Genomic DNA, 17,707 nt, shown 5'->3' on the forward strand with positions numbered 1-17,707 from the left:
TATGATTATCCTGTTCTGGGCAAGATCACATCGGGTAGGTGGTCTCTGCGAGTTATAGGGTTCGTTTCTGACACGACTTCACATCGGAATATCTTTCTATTCTATCAGAATAATAGCATCTGTCATGGAAACGAGCAAACGATGCTCATAGAAAGAGGGTAACTTACAACACATCTCACCTACGATAATTGATATATCATATATAACAATTACTCGCCTCGTTTTTCAACATCCGTTATACTAAAAATAAAAATAAGGAGTCAAACCATGATACACATCACTCCGCCATCCAAGGTATGGTGATAACAATGTGCCTACTTGGAGATTTATGCACGAGTTTAGAGCAAATTGAAGTAGGCAATTGTACCTATTACTCGGTTGATGTACGTAATTAGAATATTGATAGGATTTACTTGCACTATTAATCAGGGCGACAACATCATTTGTGCAAATTGCAAGAGGTAACTTGCACGATTAGTCAGATTATACGCATGAATATGACACGTATGGTGAGCTCATTCATATATAATAAAATAAAACAATAGAGGAGCAAAACAATGGCAAAAGTGATTTTTCATGATGCAGACGAAAATATAAAAGAAGTAACGATTCGCGAAGGACATACCATTTTACGGGCTGCAAAGCAAGGACGTATTCCATTAAGACATAAATGTGGAGGTAGAGCATCTTGTACGACATGCAAAGTAATAATCCATGAACAAAATAGTATTTCTCATCCCGGGCATAATGAGGTACAAAGACTCGGCGAGGAACAAATCGAAAAAGGGATGCGCCTCAGCTGCCAAACACGAGTGTATCAAACAGTCGAGGTCTATATTCCAGAAGACCCATTTCGTGCTAGGGTCCGTGCCCTTTTGGCGAAACAACGGGAACTAGAGAATGGCGGATAAAATAGATAAAAACGGCCGCACTTTTCCAAGCGTGACCGTTTCAATTAATGCCAACAATGCATTATGACCCTTCCTTAAATCGAGCCGTTTTATACCACTTTACCTCCTGGTTAAGCATGACCCGCTTAAACTCCATCATCGCGGAATAAACGATTAACAATAACCAGAGTTGCGAATACATGGCATACATGAGGAACACGATAACAGCATTTTTTACGTTCAATTGCTTTTCAATACATAGTGCCAGCCATACCTCTGTAACAAAAAGCAAAAAACCGACGACCAATAACACAACGGAAACATGACCAATGGAAATGTCCAAGTCGACAAATAAATTGATGACGAAAATGCTATGAGAGATCAAGACACCTGTAAAAAATAAAAAATAAGTTAATAGAAAATAAACTAAATCGATCAACACTTTTTTATTCGCTAACTGGTGGAATCGTGTTAAATATTTGCCAATGACATACATATTTCCGCGTGCCCATCGTGTTCTTTGGTTCCACCATACGTTCCATGTTTCTGGTTCTTGTTCCCAAGTAATCGCCGCTGGATTAAACCGGATATAATAACCTAAGTTATACACACGGATGCTTAATTCGGTGTCTTCTGATAAGGCCTTTTCGTCCCACCCACCTAATCTTTCCAAAATAGACCGTCTAATGGCAAAATTTGTTCCCGGTATCGTCGTCATTTTAAATAAAAACCATCTTCCAGCTTGGGCTAACCATTGAAAGGTAATCGTTTCAATATTAATGAAACGGGTGAGTAAATTTTTCTTCGCATTGACAACCCGAAATTTCCCAACAGCTGCTCCTGCCTTTTTATCATGTTGCAAGGTTAGTACAAGATTCCGAACAGCGTCAGGCTCGGGTGTGTTATCAGCATCATAAACAACAATAATCTCGCCAGTGGCCTGTTTTAACCCTACATTTAAAGCGCCTGATTTTCCCTTCCCTGCTAAAGGTGGTTTATTATGTATGACTTTGATAAAGGCATGGTCCTTGGCGTACGAATCGGTAATCTCACCCGTTGCATCCGATGAATTATCATTGATAATAATGACTTCTAATTTATCTTCCGGATAATTTAATCGAATCATTGATTCAATCGTCTCTTTTATAACAACTGCTTCATTATGTGCTGGAATAAGGATGCTAACAGTCGGTGGATCTGGCGAATCTTCTAACCACAACTTCATGATACGCTCATATTTTAAAGAAAAATAATAACCGCCTTGAATCAAAATCATGTGATAAAAAAGCTTTAACCATATAATGAATAGCGATACATATAATAATTGGTTAGTCAATCGAATACCCCCGTTTTATCCGCCCATTTCTATAGCTTATAGAAATAATTCGATATATAAAATTCACAACCGCAAGTGCCCCAATACCAGCAACAGACCAAAGTATAATGACGAGAATGTTATTCATGTGATAACCAAAGTAATCAAATGAGGATTTAAAAAGACCTAAATGGTTTATCTTTACAACGATTTCTCCGTTTTTGGTTTTTATATCCACGTAATCCGTTTGTACACGATGATTCAGCTGCTTTAAGTCAATCCAGTTTATTTGTGGGAATTTTTCCAACTCCGCTATCAATTCCTCAAACAGCTTCACTCCAAGATAAGGGTGATAAAATCCCGCCACTATCCCATCTCTAACAAACTGGTAATCTTGCGCGTTTAGTACCATTTTTTCTATCGCTTGTGAATCATCAGGTTTGACATAGCCAATGGTTTCTGGAAGTAACTGCATACCATGCAAGAAACTTGGCTTAGACATATATGGTACTGTCGTCATGATTTCCCAATCTTCATCACTCAGTTGCAACTGACCGACATACGTTGAAAAGAATTCAGAAGCCACCTCATATCCATACTGGGACATCGTATAATGTGGCGCTTCAAAAGCAAGCGGATATAAACCGTAATTAGCTAATTCCTGAATCCCCTTCGTTAATCGTTCTTCAATATATTCCCTTTCATACGCTTTTTGTTCACTTAAAAATTGCTCATATTCATCCTCATCTCCAAAATCATCTTTTGTTTTCACTCGAACGGCATCATCCGGTCCGTGGTAAATCGGCATATTGTATTCTACATCCCAGAATTCAAACCCTTCCCCCGTTTCACTTAAACGAAACTGATGTGTATAGCCATGCAAAACAATACTGCCACCATTATCTTGCATATACTTTAGTACTTTTAATAATTTGGGTGAATCGGATAAATGATATTGTTTTTTTGTCTCTGGGTTTGTATACACAGGAATGACTGCTATCATGTATGGAATATTTTTCTCCGCTAATATATTAGCAATGGCCATCATGTTTTCAGGATCTACTAATGGATGAATATCTTCTAGGCGAATATAACCAAGCGGCGACTCCGCATCTTCTCTAGTCTCAGTAGAAAATACCTCGTGAAGAGCTTCAGCAAATACAATCGAAAAAGGTTGTTTTAATAGATTGGAAGCAAAATAATAGTCTTTTTTATACTTCACCAATAATGGATGTGTCTCATTTTTCTTCTTTCCAAGCAATATTGCTATTGCTTGCTGTTGCCTGGAAATGTCAATATTTATAATACTTTGGGGAACAATAGAAATCTGCTTATCTATTTCCTTTGTATGAATCACTTCCTCGATCACAGCACTATCCACTCTCCAGTCTATGAAAGAAAAACGTTCCCCGAACTGTTCGACATTATGTCCTATCGCAACCATTACACCTGTAAATTTCGCGACTGTGCTGATTAACATTCTTGGTAACAGCTCCTTTCGTTGACCATAGTAAAATACGACATCCACTTCCTCTATATCCTTTTTCTCCACTTCTGAAGTCGATACAAATCGAATATTTTCAGTAAAATGCCCTATTAACATATCTAGCATTTTTTGATGTTCATCGATTGTCTTATTCTCGGACGAATAAATAACTAATACATTAGGATTTTCTCCGCTCACACTCTCAGCAGAAACAACATGATTTGTTACACGCAAAAAAATAACCACTCCGATAATTATTAGTGTGCATACGACCTTCATACTCTCTCTCATTTCCCTATCCCTTCTATAAATATATTCTTCTTTAGCGCTAAGGCTATGTTATTAAGGAGCAAGGGAAAAAAGACCAAAAAATGAAATAAAAAAGTGACTCATTCATTTTCTTAACTAAATGAGTCATTTTTCGTCGTTATATTTACATTTATTCCGATGTTGTTTTACAAGGTTAATCATTCTTCCAATTCTTTAAAAAGTGACGTTTGATGACAAATTCTGTTTGCGAATGAAGTGGTGAATAATTAACGGCACCCGGATTCTCATCCAACGTGACACTCCACCAATAAATCCCCTGAATGAGCGGTTTCCAAACCCGATATGTCGCCTCGTAATAATGAGCTTGAGCGTCCCAATCGAGCTTACCGTTTGGAAATTGCCATGAATAAGGCGTTCGATAGGCACCCCGAACGGGAACAATCCCCGATTCCGTGATGACGACGGACTTATTTTTAAGTGGACGCTTCACTTGATCAATCCATTTATCCCATGCCTTTTCCAATGTTTCAACACTCGCACCGTTAGAAGCATGTAATGGAAAATAAGCATCAATCCCGACATAATCAAGTAAATCAACGAACTCAATCCTAGGGATATCATGAACCGTATCCCAATTAAAAGAATAAATCAGTTCCCCCTGATAAGCTTCGCGCAATGCATGAATAAGTCGTTGCCACTGAGCTTGATAACTTTTTTGCAGTGAATTAAACTCTGTCCCGATATTAAAGATTTCAACATCAGTCGCTTGTGCCAATTTAGCGTATGTGAGCAATAAGGATTGATAACTGTCAAACCAAGCTTCAGGATTTGTCGGTTTAATCTGTCCCCGCCACATATTTGCAGCCTGAAAGCTTTCTTCATCAAGAATCGGTCTTAGCATGACACTAAGACCGATTGCATGAGCTTCATCTATGAGTGTCCGAATTTCTGTCATCGTCGGTGTAATCATGGGGTTGTTTTTTACTTCATTTGCTTGAATGCCCATTTGATAAATCGGAAAAACAATCGCCACACTATTAATCCCTAACTTACGCAAATGCTGAAACATCTCTATCGCCGCTTCTTTTTCTGGATGACCATAAATAAGAACATTCATACCAGCTTGAAATTCATCACTCTTATATTTTGGCTGTGCTATTTGTTTTTTCAATTGTTCATACTCCCTTTTGATTAGAGTGGTTGTATGCTTGACTTCATCCAATTCGACTTGATTGTTTTTCAAACCTTGCCATGTGAAAAAAATAAGGGCAAGTGAGATGATCATAATGAGTATGAGAATAGATGTTTTCCTTGACACTTATTTCGCTCCTTTGTGTTCATGTTAGCCATGAAAAAATCTTCAATTACTAGTCGTCTTCTGACATGTAAAAGGAATGATTCAAGCTATAACCATAACCAAAAACTGTCATAGCTTCACATTCAACTGTTTATCTATTGCTTTATATCCAGTTTTGCCAAAAATCTTTTCTCTCATTAATATTTCTAATTCACTCAGCTCACTCATCCCCAAACACATAGCCCACATGAATCAGCTCTATACTTCTAAAACATGCCCTAATTTTAGAACTGATTTGTTGAAGAAATCTTCAATCGCATCGACAATTTTAATGGATGCGTCGCCATCACCATATGGGTTTTTAGCTTGTGCCATATTGTCATATGCTCCTTGATTCGTTAAGAGTTCATTAGCTAAATGAAAAATGGTATCTTCTTCTGTTCCGGCTAGTTTTAATGTCCCTGATTCAATCCCTTCTGGGCGTTCTGTCGTATCCCGTAAAACTAGAACAGGAACACCTAACGAAGGCGCTTCTTCTTGCACACCACCAGAATCTGTCAAAATAAGATGCGATTTGGCGGCAAAATTATGGAAATCGACGACATCGAGCGGTTCAATAAGATGAATCCGCTCATGCTTTCCTAAAAAGGAATGGGCTGTTCGTTTAACAACCGGATTCAAATGTACTGGATATACGACATGAATATCATCGTGTGTTTCAACTAAGCGCCTAATAGCACGAAACATTTGTTCCATGTTTTTACCGATATTTTCCCGCCGGTGAGCCGTCATTAGAACTAAACGCTTGTCTCCAATTTCTTCAAGAAGTGGATGTGTATACGATTCATTTACCGTTGTTTTCAGTGCATCAATAGCAGTGTTCCCTGTGACATAAATACTTTCTTCTCGTTTATTTTCATCTAACAAATGTTGCTTTGAAGTCTCTGTCGGCGAAAAATGAAAATCTGCCATTACACCTGTTAATTGACGATTCATCTCTTCCGGGAATGGCGAAAATTTATTCCATGTTCGAAGCCCTGCCTCCACATGCCCAATCTTAATTTGGTTATAAAATGCTGCAAGAGAGGCTGCAAATGTCGTACTTGTATCACCATGAACAAGAACTAGATCAGGCTTTTCTTCTATCATGATTTGATTCAACCCAGCTAAGGTCCGGTTCATAATGTCTACGAGAGATTGCTTCTGTTTCATAATATTTAAATCATAATCCGGCGTGATATTAAAAATATCTAACACTTGGTCAAGCATTTCGCGATGTTGGGCCGTTACAGTAACAATCGATTCAAACATCTCTCTCCGCTTCTCTAATTCCAAAACAAGCGGCGCCATTTTGATCGCTTCTGGCCTTGTGCCAAAAATAGTCATGACTTTAATTCGCTTCCACTTCCTTTTCATCATAGATATCCCTCATTCCCATTTAATCAATTGATTGAAATTTCCTATATTTTCCTGTTTAAAAAAATGCATTACCTTTTCATTAATATGCTGATTCAATAGAAAAAATGTGCACCGATTAAGTTGCTCTACTCAGATAATAATTTATTTAACTTGAGTTACCATCTCGTTTAGGAAACATTTTTGATCTAGAAATAGGAAACAAATAGCAGATTGGCAGTTGCATTACCGTTTAGATTAACACTTTCAATTTTATGAATAATCTATTATAATGAATGGCATACGCAGTGAATGAGTAATCATTCATATTTGTGTGGAGCAAAAATGATTCGATATTGAAGAGTAGCAATCCGTTTATTAAGGATGAGAAGGAATGACAGAAATTGTAATTTAAAGTGTAAATTTCCCCATGAGACTCATTAGATTTAATGCGGGCTTTGTTTCGAGCGTTGGGCGTAGATACCACTCCTTGTTTATTCTTGATTTTTGTGAAGTTTGTGGGGAGTGCGGTACTCTACTCCTTACTGAATCTGAGTTTGGAGGTAGTTGGTGAGGAGTAAGACAAAGAAAAAATAACTTAGGAGTGATATGGATGGAAAAAGTTAAGTTAGTTAGAGAAAATGGCGTTTCAACTATTATGCTAAATCGACCAGATAGCTATAATGCGATTGATGTCGAAACGATGGAACAGTTATTAGAGAAAATTGAACAAGTAGAAAAAAATGATGACAACATTGTCATTATGACCGGTGCAGGCAAGGCGTTTAGTTCTGGTGGCGATATTGCTATGATGAAACAACTTCATGATGCCACTCAGTTTAAAAATGTGATGCTAACACTAGAAGCCATCGCATTGAAATTATATATGCTTCCTAAAATTACGATTGCCGCTGTTAACGGATCAGCTGTTGGTTTGGGATTAAGCTTAGCGCTAAACTCCGATTATATTGTCGCCCATCAAGAAGCGAAGTTCGGCATGCTTTTTGCTGGCATCGCTTTAATTCCAGATGGTGGTGGACACTTCTTCCTAAAAGAACGCCTCGGCGTACATCAGGCAAAGCAGTTTATTTGGAGCCTGAAACAAGTTAGCGGTGAAACAGCGAAAAATATCGGCTTTGTCGAAATCCTAACAGATCAGGATGCACAATTGGGAGCCAAACATCTAGCAACCCAATTACAAGCCGCTCCCCTTCAAGCCATCATTGAATCCAAGATAATCTATCATGAAGAGAAAAAAGATGAGCTTCGGCATTTCTTGGAGCGAGAAAAACAAGGCCAACTCAAAATGAGAAGTACTGAAGATCACCAAGAAGGAGTGCGCGCCTTTTTAGAAAAACGAAAACCGGTGTTTAAAGGAAAATAATAAATCTAAGGGCTACCGCGCTTTATGGAATCCGATACGTGCAACCTTACCTGTTACCAAGATGCTTTCTGTCTGTTCATGACATGTTTACAAACAAAAACGTGAGCACACAAGTTAGGGGGTGCTCGTTTTTAAATAGAGGTTGCTATGGTCGCGCGATTCTGGCCCGGGGTCGCGCGATTTTGCAAGAACGGTAACTCGAACAATAAAACCACATGAGATCTAGGTTTTTACATTCGATATCACGTGGTTTATTTTTTAAAAAAACTCGTATATCTAACCTACTATTCTACTGACAAACTACTCCCATTAACCTACTAAAACGGAAACTGATTTAACCACATTCCACCATCCATCGTCACAACTTCTCCGTTGATATAGGCGGCGTCTTCGGATAATAGAAAATATGCGAGCCCTGCAATTTCTTCCGGTGTACCGAAGCGCTTCAATGGGACAGATTGTCGTGTGCGCTCAGCCATTTTTTCAGACAGCATGAGTTTGTCCGCTCCACCTGTACGCTCAATTGGACCAGGAGCGATGGCATTGACACGAACGCCGTAACGACCACCCCACTCAACCGCCAATGTGCGTGTTAAACTTAACACACCAGCCTTAGCTGCTGCGCTATGTATGACACCAGCCCCTGCATCCCAAGCATAGGTGGCGACCATGTTTAAAATCGATCCTTTCTTGTTCTCGTCAATCCAATATTTTCCGACACGTTGACTACAATAAAACGTTCCATTCAATACGATATCAATAACAGCATTCCATCCGTTGACTGACAGGTCTTCGGCTTTCACAATGAAGTTACCAGCTGCATTATTAACCAGATGATCAATCGTGCCGAACTCAGCTACTGTCTCTTCTACCATGCGGTCAACATCAGCAATATTACGAACATCCATAACGATTGATAGCACTTTTCCTTTCGCTGTTTTTTCAAGCTCTTCTTTCGTCGCCAGCAACCTTTCTTCATTTCGCCCTGTTATGGCAACATTCGCTCCCATGTCGGCAAACTTCTTTGCCATTGCTTTCCCCATACCACTCGATCCACCTGTTACGATAACAACTTCACCTTTCATCGTAAACACCCTCCCTGAATGAGTAATCATTCATTTTATAGTCAAAAATATTGAATCTGTACTTCTAATTCATCAATTTGCATTGTATGCGTTTACATCATTATAATTGGAATTGTTTAAAAAATCAATTGTATAGTAGCTTTATTGGATGGGAGTCGTTAACCTTTTCTAATAAATCTAAGTGACCAGCCAATAGTAAATTGGATTTTCTTTTCTCATTAAAAAATGATAGATATTTCTGCAAACTTCTATTATAACTTGTTGCAAGACAACATTTATGTGCACACTTGAACTGGACGAACGAAATAAGGGAAGTGTAAAAATAAAAGATGTCATTTTTATATTAATTATGCATAATCCCGGGGGAAAATTATTACTAAACTTGAAGCAAGCATTACCTGTATTAAAAAATACTATCTTAATGGCTATATTGCTCTAAGTGAAAATACAGATCATAAAATAAAACAGACATTAACAGGTTCTGGCTACATCGTCTACACTGTAGAAAAAAAAGGTGCCGCATAGGCGAGAAGAGATATACTCCGACTGGTCAAAGATTCACCACATCATTATTTTCATTACAGTGACCTTGAACGAATGGTGACATGGTGTCTTTCTCACCCTGATGAATTAGAGGTAATTAAAAAAGTAATCCCTAAGTATGATTATTTAATTATTGGCAGAACGACAAAGCCTTTCACACTCATCCTGAAGCATGGGTAGAAACTGAAAAGATAACGAACAAGATTTTTTCTTTAGCATTTGGTTCTGAAAATATTGGTGTAACAGCAGGTTCTTTTGACTAAATAAATCAAGTTTATTAAAATTCATATCGCATTCAAAGGCACCTATGACTGATGCAGAGTGGTCTATATCCCCACCACCTCTGCTCCAAGTATAGACTATATATCTTTTATTAATCCATTGTTCATGTACTAGGACTTATAATTAAAGTACCAAAATATAAAACATAAGGAAAAGGACTTCAAACCTTTTTCCCTATGTTTTGTAAATCAACTTTTACTCTCTACCTTTTTATAAAGGGTATTCTTGTGGAGGGTCTACACCTAATAAATGTTTAACAAAGAAATCCCACTTTTTCCTTATGAAATATAAGTTAAATAATAAAATATGATACTCATTTGGCATAAAGACAAAATCAAAATCTTTATTTTCTTTAATTAGCGCGTCAATTAAGCGAATTGTTTGTGAGATATGCACGTTATCATCAAGATCACCATGGGCAAGTAATAATTTTCCTTGTAATCGGTGAGCTAACTTTGTGTTATCTTGCTTTTGATAAACGTCTTCTTCATACAAACCGTTATACCGTTCTACCCATGCAGCATTATACAGTCTTTGATCATGATTTCCCGACGCTGATACACCAACCTTATAAAAATCTGGATATTCAAACATAGCACGAACAGTTGCATATCCACCACCAGAAAATCCCCACACTCCGACACGTTCTAAGTCCAGATATGGATAACTCTTTCCCAATTCTTTTATGACATGTACATGATCTTTAAGTCCGGAACAAGCTTGTAAGTTTTGATATGAATAATCATGAAAAGCCTTATTTCTTTGTGGCGTTCCAATTCCATCAATCATCACCCCGACGAAACCCAACTGTGCTAATGATTGCAATCCACCCAGTGGGTCAGCGAACGAATTGGTCCATGTAAAACGTTTCGGCGTATGAAGTGTTTGTGGTCCACCATATGCATAATCTATCATTGGATACGACTGCTCTTCATCTAATTCAGAGGGGAGAATCATTAACCCATATATGTCATACGATTCATCTTCTGATAGGACTTTTATTGGTTTTGGGATAACATACCCCTTCTCTAACAAGCGAGAAATATCTGCTTCCGCTACTTTTCTAACAAATCTTCCATCAACATTTCGTAAAACGGTATGCGGTGGCAAATCAATACGTGAATAGACATCAATAAAATAATCATTATCTGGTGAAAGATAGACCTCATGATCAGCATCTTCTGGTGTAAGTAATGTTAAGTCGGTACCGTCTAAACGCACGCGATACAAATGCTCGAAATAAGGATCTCTACCTTTTTCCTTACCACCAGCTGTGAAATAGACCCATTCATTTTCGGAATCAACAGCAATTAATCTTCTAACTACCCAATGACCAGAAGTTAATGGGCGAATTAATGTCCCTGTCGACAAATCATGTAAGTATAAATGTGACCAGCCACTCTTTTCAGAATGCCAAATAAACTGATTTCGTTCTTCTAGTAAAGCATGGTTAAATGCATAGTCTTTATATCCATCCATTACTTCAAAAGAGTCAAGGAATAAAAATGTAGCATTCCTTTCTTCCAATAACTGTTTAACTTCAAAGGTATTCGCATCAACTACATATAATGTTACCGTTTTAAAATCGCGACTTAATCGTGGTATAAACAGATAGTCACTATTTTTTGACCATAAAAGTTTTTTATAGTCCTCTGTAAATGGTGGAGTAAAGTTTATATACATTTCTGGTATATCAAGTGATTGACATGTTTTAGTTTTCATATCACATAAATATAACTGAACAACTGGAACATATTCATCACCAGGCAAATGATAACGATATGAATAATGTCTTGGTCTTAAATCATCTTCATCATTTGTAACCGATTGAATAACATCAAGCGTTCGCACCCGGCGCTGATCCAATTTATACGTTAATATTTTCTCGGAATTCGGTGACCATAGAATCCCTGGTTTTAGCTTTTCATTATGAATGATATTATAGACCGCTCGGTTATTGGATTCAGGATGGGAGCCATAATCAAAGTATGGCTCCCCATCATGAGTAAGCTGAATCTCTTCATGAGTTGTTAAATCCTCAATATATACATTATAATCTTTTATATAGGCGACATAATGCCCATTTGGAGACGTTATGCTATCTTCTAAGGCTCTTACATTTTCTTTTTCCACAGAAAATGTATCTGCTGTGATATTATATGAATAATTTGTCAAATCAATTTGAAAAGTGACCTCTTTATCTATTAAACAAAAATTTAAACGTTCTTTTGGAAAAGATTCGACTGTCAAGTCTTTCTTAGCAACCCGATTAAACGACTGAATAAAATCAGTATAGTTAAAAACTATGTCCTTTTCGCCTGTTTCATACGCCATGACGTAAACATAAGTCACAACTTTATCATCTTCCATATGTTCTAACAAATACCAAAAATGGGAGCGATCAATCCAATATGGTGTTATGTCTCCATTTAATACGTCATCCTTTGTATATTCTGGAATTAATTGCTTTGCCTTCCTATATTTTTCCATCATTTTCATGATACCCCCATTGTTCTAATTAACCTTTTAACTTTCTATTCGCTACGATTAAACCACATTCAACTTGGATTTTAACTAGTTTCTGAATAGGAATAACCTCATAATCCATATTTTCTTCTAACCAATCTGAGTTTTCTTTTAATCTACGAGAAGCTTCTTTTTGAACGTTAGCTAATTTCTCCATGACTTCTTTATCATAGTCACCTTGTTCTTTCAGTTTTTCCATCTCAAATTCTGCTGTTCTCATAACAAGTCCGATACTTAATCCGTTGTAAAAGCGTGCCACTACTAAGTTATCGAATACTTCCGAGACTGTCGCTTTTCTTGCAAATTCTTCTTGTTCTGACCACTTTTTCTTCGCTTGTGCACTTGATTGGCTATTTTCAATCATTTGTTCAACAAGCAATGGGAACGGATTGCCTTTCGTTAAATATGGTCTGATTTGTTCTAATAATTGATCCATCGCAGTATAATGTTTCACACTGAATTCTATGTTTTTTAAAATAGCTTCACGGCGTGTCATATCCGATTCACTTAAGTCTTCGATTTTCTTATCAAAAAAGTAAGGTAGCTCCGTTAAAATTGTCACACAATCATTATATTGACTCGCATAACCGTTACTACTTGTCCCGCAATCTATATGTTCTGCTGGATTAACATCTGTAAATCTCTCTAGGTAATCATATTCCTCTTCAATTCCTAACATACGGTAGATTGAAGGTGAAAACTCTTCCACAGCTGGTGATTCTGGCTCACCGAGATGTAATGACACCCCTTGTCTCAATGCAGCTTCACGTAATTCATCATAAATATCTTCAAATTCATGCGTAATGTACCAATATGCTCCACCGAAACCAGCGTTGTGTAATGAATAAAGGAATTCTGGTTTTGTTTCACGAATCACTTTCATAATTGCTTCTGTTTCTGGCATTGGATCATTGAATTTCAAGTTTTTATATTCAATCGGGAACGTCCACTCTACTTGCTCAATACTTCCAGGACGAAAGAAATTCTTCGTATAATTGTAGACGTTAAAAGGTCCCTTAAACCATTTTTCATTTAGACGAGTGCCATCTGGGTCGACACACTTCATAAAGTACCATGTATAACCTGTCGCTTTTCTAAATCCTTCATTTTCAGCTAAAGCACGTGATAAATATTCAATCATCATGGCGCCAATTGGTTCGTTAGGATGCGGTAGAGCGAAGCAAAGCGCGTTTTTCTCACCGTCACCAATTTTCGAACAAAGAATCGGATGACCTTTACGTGAACGTCCTGCCTCGAATACTTCAACAACATCTGGATACTCATTTGCAAGTTGCCATGTACTTTCATCTAACTCATCAACAGTTAGAAAACTATCATATTCAGGAACTTGATCAACAATTTTTCTTATTAAATTTAAATCCATTGCTTTCACTCCTAGTAAATTTTTTATCTATTTAAATGGATATAGTGCATAGATTATTTATCAATCCAAATGTATGTGAATTCAGTAAAACCTGTTTTATCAATATATTCTTTTGACATTGGATGACCTTTAATATAGTTGTGATATGGTTGTACAGAAATCCACTCTGATAACGGAAGCATTGGTATGTCCTCTACAATATATTTCTGAGCTTCTTTGTAATATGGTCCACTTTCTTCCAATGTTGCTTGCGCTGTCGCATTTGTTAATGCTTCATCTACTTTTTTGTTTTCATAGTTATAAATATTCATAGACCCTTCAGAAGTAAATCTACCAACTAATGCACCTGGTCCAGGGCCTTGATAACCCGCTAGAAGGGACATCTCATAGTTTTTGCTATCCCAAACTTTGTCACTCCATGCAGCAGATTCCATAATATTAATGGATACATCAATTCCTACTTCTGCTAGATTTTCGCGAATAACAGTTGCAATATCTTCAAATGGCTCTCCACTAAAGACGTCGATTTTTGTTGAAAAATAAATGCCTTCTGAATCAGCTTTATAACCCGCTTCCTCTAGTAATTGCTTCGCTTTTTCAACATCACGTCCTGGAAAAACATCATCTGTATTTAACGCTTCTTTAAAAGCTGGGACCATGGCAGTTGTTGATTCTTCCCCAATTCCTTTTAAAGCTTTTTGAATAATTTCTTGTTTATCAATTCCATATGCTACTGCTTGCCTTACTTTTAAATCAGAAAACGTCTTATCCTTTAAATTAAAAGCTAGTTGAAAACGTGTTGGCCATACCGCTTCTCCATAGTCTAATTGTGGATTATTTTTAAACCCTTCCATTTCTGCAAACGGTGGTGAAATTCCTAAAATATCTAGTTCGCCATTATTAAGCGCTTGAATAGCTGTATTTGCATCAGGAATAATAGAGAATACCACTCGATCAATTAATGGTACATCGCCCCAATAATCTTCATTTCTCTCTAGTGTAATACTAACCCCTTTATCATGTTCAACAAATTTGAAAGGACCTGTTCCAACCGGTTGATGGTTAGCCGGATTTGTTGTCCAGTCTGTACCTTCATAAATATGTTTCGGCATAATGAAAATACCATACCATGACAACGTACCAATCAATGATGAATCCTTACGATCCAAATGGAAGACTACCGTGTTTTCATCTGGCGTCGTTATTTCTTTAACAGCTTTTAAAGATCCTGAAGCTTGTCCATTTTCTTTAATAATTGTATCGAATGTAAACTTAACATCCTCAGAGCTAAATGGTTCACCATCATGCCATTTAACACTTTCTTGTAAATGAAACGTCACCTCTAAACCATCTTTAGATATTTCATATTCTTTCGCTAAATCAGGAAGCACTTCTTGATTATTATTTAATTTTAACAAACGGTTAAAAATGTTTTGATGTATCGCATAAGCATCATCGTCTCCTTTAGCATTTGGATTAAAGTCTAATGGATCACCCGACAATCCGACAATAACTGTACCACCTTCTTTAGGTTTATCACTTCCACCACTTTTATTAATATCCGAATTTGTATTGTCTCCACTACAAGCAACTAGAACTAGGGCTATGATTAACATAAATGGAATGAGAAATTTTTTCATCGTGTTATTCTCCTTTAATCCTTTGTTGTTTTATAAATATTCCTTGCTACTTACTTTACAAAATGACATGATGCTCGATGATGATTGGTAATTGATTGATGCTTCGGATGCTTGCTAAGGCATACGTCCTGTACCATATAACATCTTGGTGCAAAGTAACATCCCGGACCATGATCAATAGGCGTTGGGGGTTCACCTGATATCGTGATCGCTTCATTTTCCTTCATATCAATGGAGGCGCTATTAGATAACAATACTTTCGTATATGGATGACTTGTTCTTTCAACTAGATCTTCCGCCAACCCGTATTCAACAACTTCCCCTAAATACATGACGGCGATTTTATCAGAAATATAGCTTGTTGTATTAATATCATGACTGATAAAAATAAGGGCTGTATTGTTTGCTTCTGTTAATTTTTTTAATAACTTAATAATTCCTGCTCTTACTGATACGTCTAACATCGATACTGCTTCATCTGCAATTAAGATTTCTGGCTCTAGTAACATTGCGCGTAAGATTGATATTCTCTGTAATTGCCCTCCTGATAGTTCATGGGGATACCGTGACATATATTTATGCGAAGGCTTTAGCCCCACCTCCTCTAATGCGTCAGCAATCATTTTCAAACGTTCTTCTTTAGATGATCCAATTTGATGGAGTTTTAATGTTCTTAATAGAACAGTCGCTATTGTATTTCGCGGATCAAATGAATCGAATGGATTTTGAAAAATAATTTGTACTTTCCTTCTAAATTCAAGTTGATTTCTTTTATAGAGTTCATGACTTGGAACACCGTTGATTAATATTTCACCAGCAGTCGGTTCTTCTAAGAGCATTAATAATTTACCTAATGTTGATTTTCCACAACCTGATTCACCGATTACTCCAAGAATTTCTCCTGCATTCACATCAAGATTAATTCCATCTACGGCTTTAACAAATTTCTTTTCAGATTTGAATCGACTGTTTTTTACTGGTACGCGCGTTTCGTACCATTTTTTTACATTTTTCATTTGTAATATAGCTTCTACTCCCATTTAATCACCCCCTAACATATGACAAGCTGCTGTGCGGTTATTATCAAACATCTTATTTGATGGCTTTTCCTTAAAACATATATCTGAACTTATTGAACATCTCGGTGCGAATATACATCCTTTATGTTCTTGGGATAAATCTGGTAAAGACCCCGGAATACCATGAATATCTTTGTTTTTATTAGAAGCTGATGCGAATGAGTTAATCAGTCCTTTCGTATATGGATGTTTCGGAGCTGACAACACATCTTCCACTAAACCGACTTCAACAATATGTCCTGCATACATAACAGCCACCTTCTTACATGCGGTCGCAACGACGGACATATCGTGCGTTATCATAATACGCGTAATTTTTAATCTTTCCTCTAATTCTTTTAGTTCTTCTAATATTTGTCGTTCTGTGACGACATCGAGTGCTGTCGTTGCTTCATCTAAAATAAGCACTTCCGGATTATGAATAAGACCTAATGCAATAGATACACGTTGCATCATTCCACCTGACAATTCGTGTGGATATAAGTTATATACACGTTCAGGTAAATTAACGACTTTCAATAATTCTATAATTCTCGTCTTTGCTTCCTCCACTGTGGCATTCTTTTCATGTAATAAATAAACATCAGCTAATTGATTACCAATTTTATGAACTGGACTTAGAGCATTCATCGATTTCTGAAAGACAACTGCAACTTCTGTCCAACGTAGATATTTCAATTGTTCTGGTGACTTACCAACAAGGTTTTCATGTTTATAACAAATCTCTCCATCTACTTTTGCACTGTTAGGTAATAGATTTAAAATAGCCATCGCTAATGTTGATTTTCCTGAACCCGATTCACCAACAATACCGATTGTGTCATTTTCTTCAATATCTAAGGAAACATTATTAACAGCTTTAACAGCTTTGTTCTCTGTCTTAAATGTCACATTTAAATTCCGAATTGATAGTACTGGCATAAGCTGTAACCCCCAATTATTGTTTCAATTTTGGACTTAGTATTTTATTCAGGCCATCTCCTACTAAATAGAAAGCTAAAACAGTCACAACAATAGCTAAACCGGAAAATGTCGAAATCCACCAACCTGTTGCTAAGTATGACTTTCCTTGGAAAACCATTTGCCCCCAACTAATGACATTCGGATCACCTAGGCCTAAGAAACTTAAAC

At 37.0% G+C, this 17,707-nt stretch carries 12 protein-coding genes and 1 pseudogene; 2 read left to right on the forward strand and 11 right to left on the reverse strand.

The genetic code is table 11. From position 1 onward, the window contains the following. Nucleotides 1-557: 557 nt before the first annotated feature. Nucleotides 558-911, forward strand: coding sequence for a 2Fe-2S iron-sulfur cluster-binding protein (locus VIG73_RS03285; RefSeq protein ID WP_331639122.1), 354 nt, complete (start codon nucleotides 558-560; stop codon nucleotides 909-911). A gap of 61 nt (nucleotides 912-972) precedes the next feature. On the opposite strand, the gene VIG73_RS03290 is transcribed toward VIG73_RS03285, so the two are convergent. From VIG73_RS03290 to wecB, 4 genes are all read right to left on the reverse strand, one after another. After that, the gene (locus tag VIG73_RS03290) at nucleotides 973-2,226 is read right to left on the reverse strand and encodes a glycosyltransferase family 2 protein (protein ID WP_331639123.1); all 1,254 of its coding nucleotides are present in this window, start codon (nucleotides 2,224-2,226) and stop codon (nucleotides 973-975) included. Further along, nucleotides 2,219-3,925, reverse strand: a complete 1,707-nt coding sequence (locus VIG73_RS03295) for a polysaccharide deacetylase family protein (protein ID WP_331639124.1) — start codon at nucleotides 3,923-3,925, stop codon at nucleotides 2,219-2,221. Before VIG73_RS03295 ends, VIG73_RS03290 begins: the two co-directional genes overlap by 8 nt. Before the next feature lie 229 nt (nucleotides 3,926-4,154). Then, nucleotides 4,155-5,279, reverse strand: coding sequence for a glycoside hydrolase family 113 (locus VIG73_RS03300; RefSeq protein WP_331639125.1), 1,125 nt, complete (start codon nucleotides 5,277-5,279; stop codon nucleotides 4,155-4,157). A gap of 237 nt (nucleotides 5,280-5,516) precedes the next feature. Continuing rightward, nucleotides 5,517-6,674, reverse strand: coding sequence for a non-hydrolyzing UDP-N-acetylglucosamine 2-epimerase (wecB, locus tag VIG73_RS03305; RefSeq protein WP_331639136.1), 1,158 nt, complete (start codon nucleotides 6,672-6,674; stop codon nucleotides 5,517-5,519). Between the two features lie 592 nt (nucleotides 6,675-7,266). Between wecB and VIG73_RS03310 the strand changes: the two genes are divergently transcribed. After that, complete coding sequence (locus VIG73_RS03310) at nucleotides 7,267-8,037, forward strand: enoyl-CoA hydratase (protein ID WP_331639126.1); 771 nt, start codon at nucleotides 7,267-7,269, stop codon at nucleotides 8,035-8,037. Between the two features lie 317 nt (nucleotides 8,038-8,354). On the opposite strand, the gene fadH is transcribed toward VIG73_RS03310, so the two are convergent. The 7 genes and pseudogenes from fadH to VIG73_RS03345 all read right to left on the reverse strand — a co-directional run. Then, entirely contained in the window at nucleotides 8,355-9,122 is a 768-nt protein-coding gene (gene fadH, locus VIG73_RS03315; RefSeq protein WP_331639127.1) for a 2,4-dienoyl-CoA reductase, read from the reverse strand. Nucleotides 9,123-10,157: 1,035 nt separating this feature from the next. Next, nucleotides 10,158-12,440 (reverse strand): S9 family peptidase, encoded by a 2,283-nt coding sequence (locus tag VIG73_RS03320; protein ID WP_331639128.1) that lies wholly within the window; start codon nucleotides 12,438-12,440, stop codon nucleotides 10,158-10,160. Between the two features lie 25 nt (nucleotides 12,441-12,465). Beyond that, nucleotides 12,466-13,857, reverse strand: a complete 1,392-nt coding sequence (locus VIG73_RS03325; protein WP_331639129.1) for a M14 family zinc carboxypeptidase — start codon at nucleotides 13,855-13,857, stop codon at nucleotides 12,466-12,468. Nucleotides 13,858-13,910: 53 nt separating this feature from the next. Next, the gene (locus VIG73_RS03330) at nucleotides 13,911-15,497 is read right to left on the reverse strand and encodes an ABC transporter substrate-binding protein (protein WP_331639130.1); all 1,587 of its coding nucleotides are present in this window, start codon (nucleotides 15,495-15,497) and stop codon (nucleotides 13,911-13,913) included. Nucleotides 15,498-15,547: 50 nt separating this feature from the next. Further along, entirely contained in the window at nucleotides 15,548-16,537 is a 990-nt protein-coding gene (locus VIG73_RS03335; RefSeq protein WP_331639131.1) for an ABC transporter ATP-binding protein, read from the reverse strand. Next, entirely contained in the window at nucleotides 16,538-17,497 is a 960-nt protein-coding gene (locus VIG73_RS03340) for an ABC transporter ATP-binding protein (RefSeq protein WP_331639132.1), read from the reverse strand. 16 nt (nucleotides 17,498-17,513) lie between these two features. Further along, nucleotides 17,514-17,707 (reverse strand): annotated as a pseudogene (locus VIG73_RS03345) (ABC transporter permease); the annotation flags it as partial.

The sequence above is a fragment of the Cerasibacillus sp. genome (assembly GCF_036516575.1).
GTDB lineage: Bacteria > Bacillota > Bacilli > Bacillales > Amphibacillaceae > Cerasibacillus.

Coding starts and splice junctions, on each gene's coding strand:
- VIG73_RS03285 (WP_331639122.1), top strand. CDS start 558: ATGGCAAAAGTGATTTTTCATGATGCAGACGAAAATATAAAAGAAGTA.
- wecB (WP_331639136.1), bottom strand. CDS start 6,674: ATGAAAAGGAAGTGGAAGCGAATTAAAGTCATGACTATTTTTGGCACA.
- VIG73_RS03310 (WP_331639126.1), top strand. CDS start 7,267: ATGGAAAAAGTTAAGTTAGTTAGAGAAAATGGCGTTTCAACTATTATG.
- fadH (WP_331639127.1), bottom strand. CDS start 9,122: ATGAAAGGTGAAGTTGTTATCGTAACAGGTGGATCGAGTGGTATGGGG.
- VIG73_RS03320 (WP_331639128.1), bottom strand. CDS start 12,440: ATGATGGAAAAATATAGGAAGGCAAAGCAATTAATTCCAGAATATACA.
- VIG73_RS03325 (WP_331639129.1), bottom strand. CDS start 13,857: ATGGATTTAAATTTAATAAGAAAAATTGTTGATCAAGTTCCTGAATAT.
- VIG73_RS03330 (WP_331639130.1), bottom strand. CDS start 15,497: ATGAAAAAATTTCTCATTCCATTTATGTTAATCATAGCCCTAGTTCTA.
- VIG73_RS03335 (WP_331639131.1), bottom strand. CDS start 16,537: ATGGGAGTAGAAGCTATATTACAAATGAAAAATGTAAAAAAATGGTAC.
- VIG73_RS03340 (WP_331639132.1), bottom strand. CDS start 17,497: ATGCCAGTACTATCAATTCGGAATTTAAATGTGACATTTAAGACAGAG.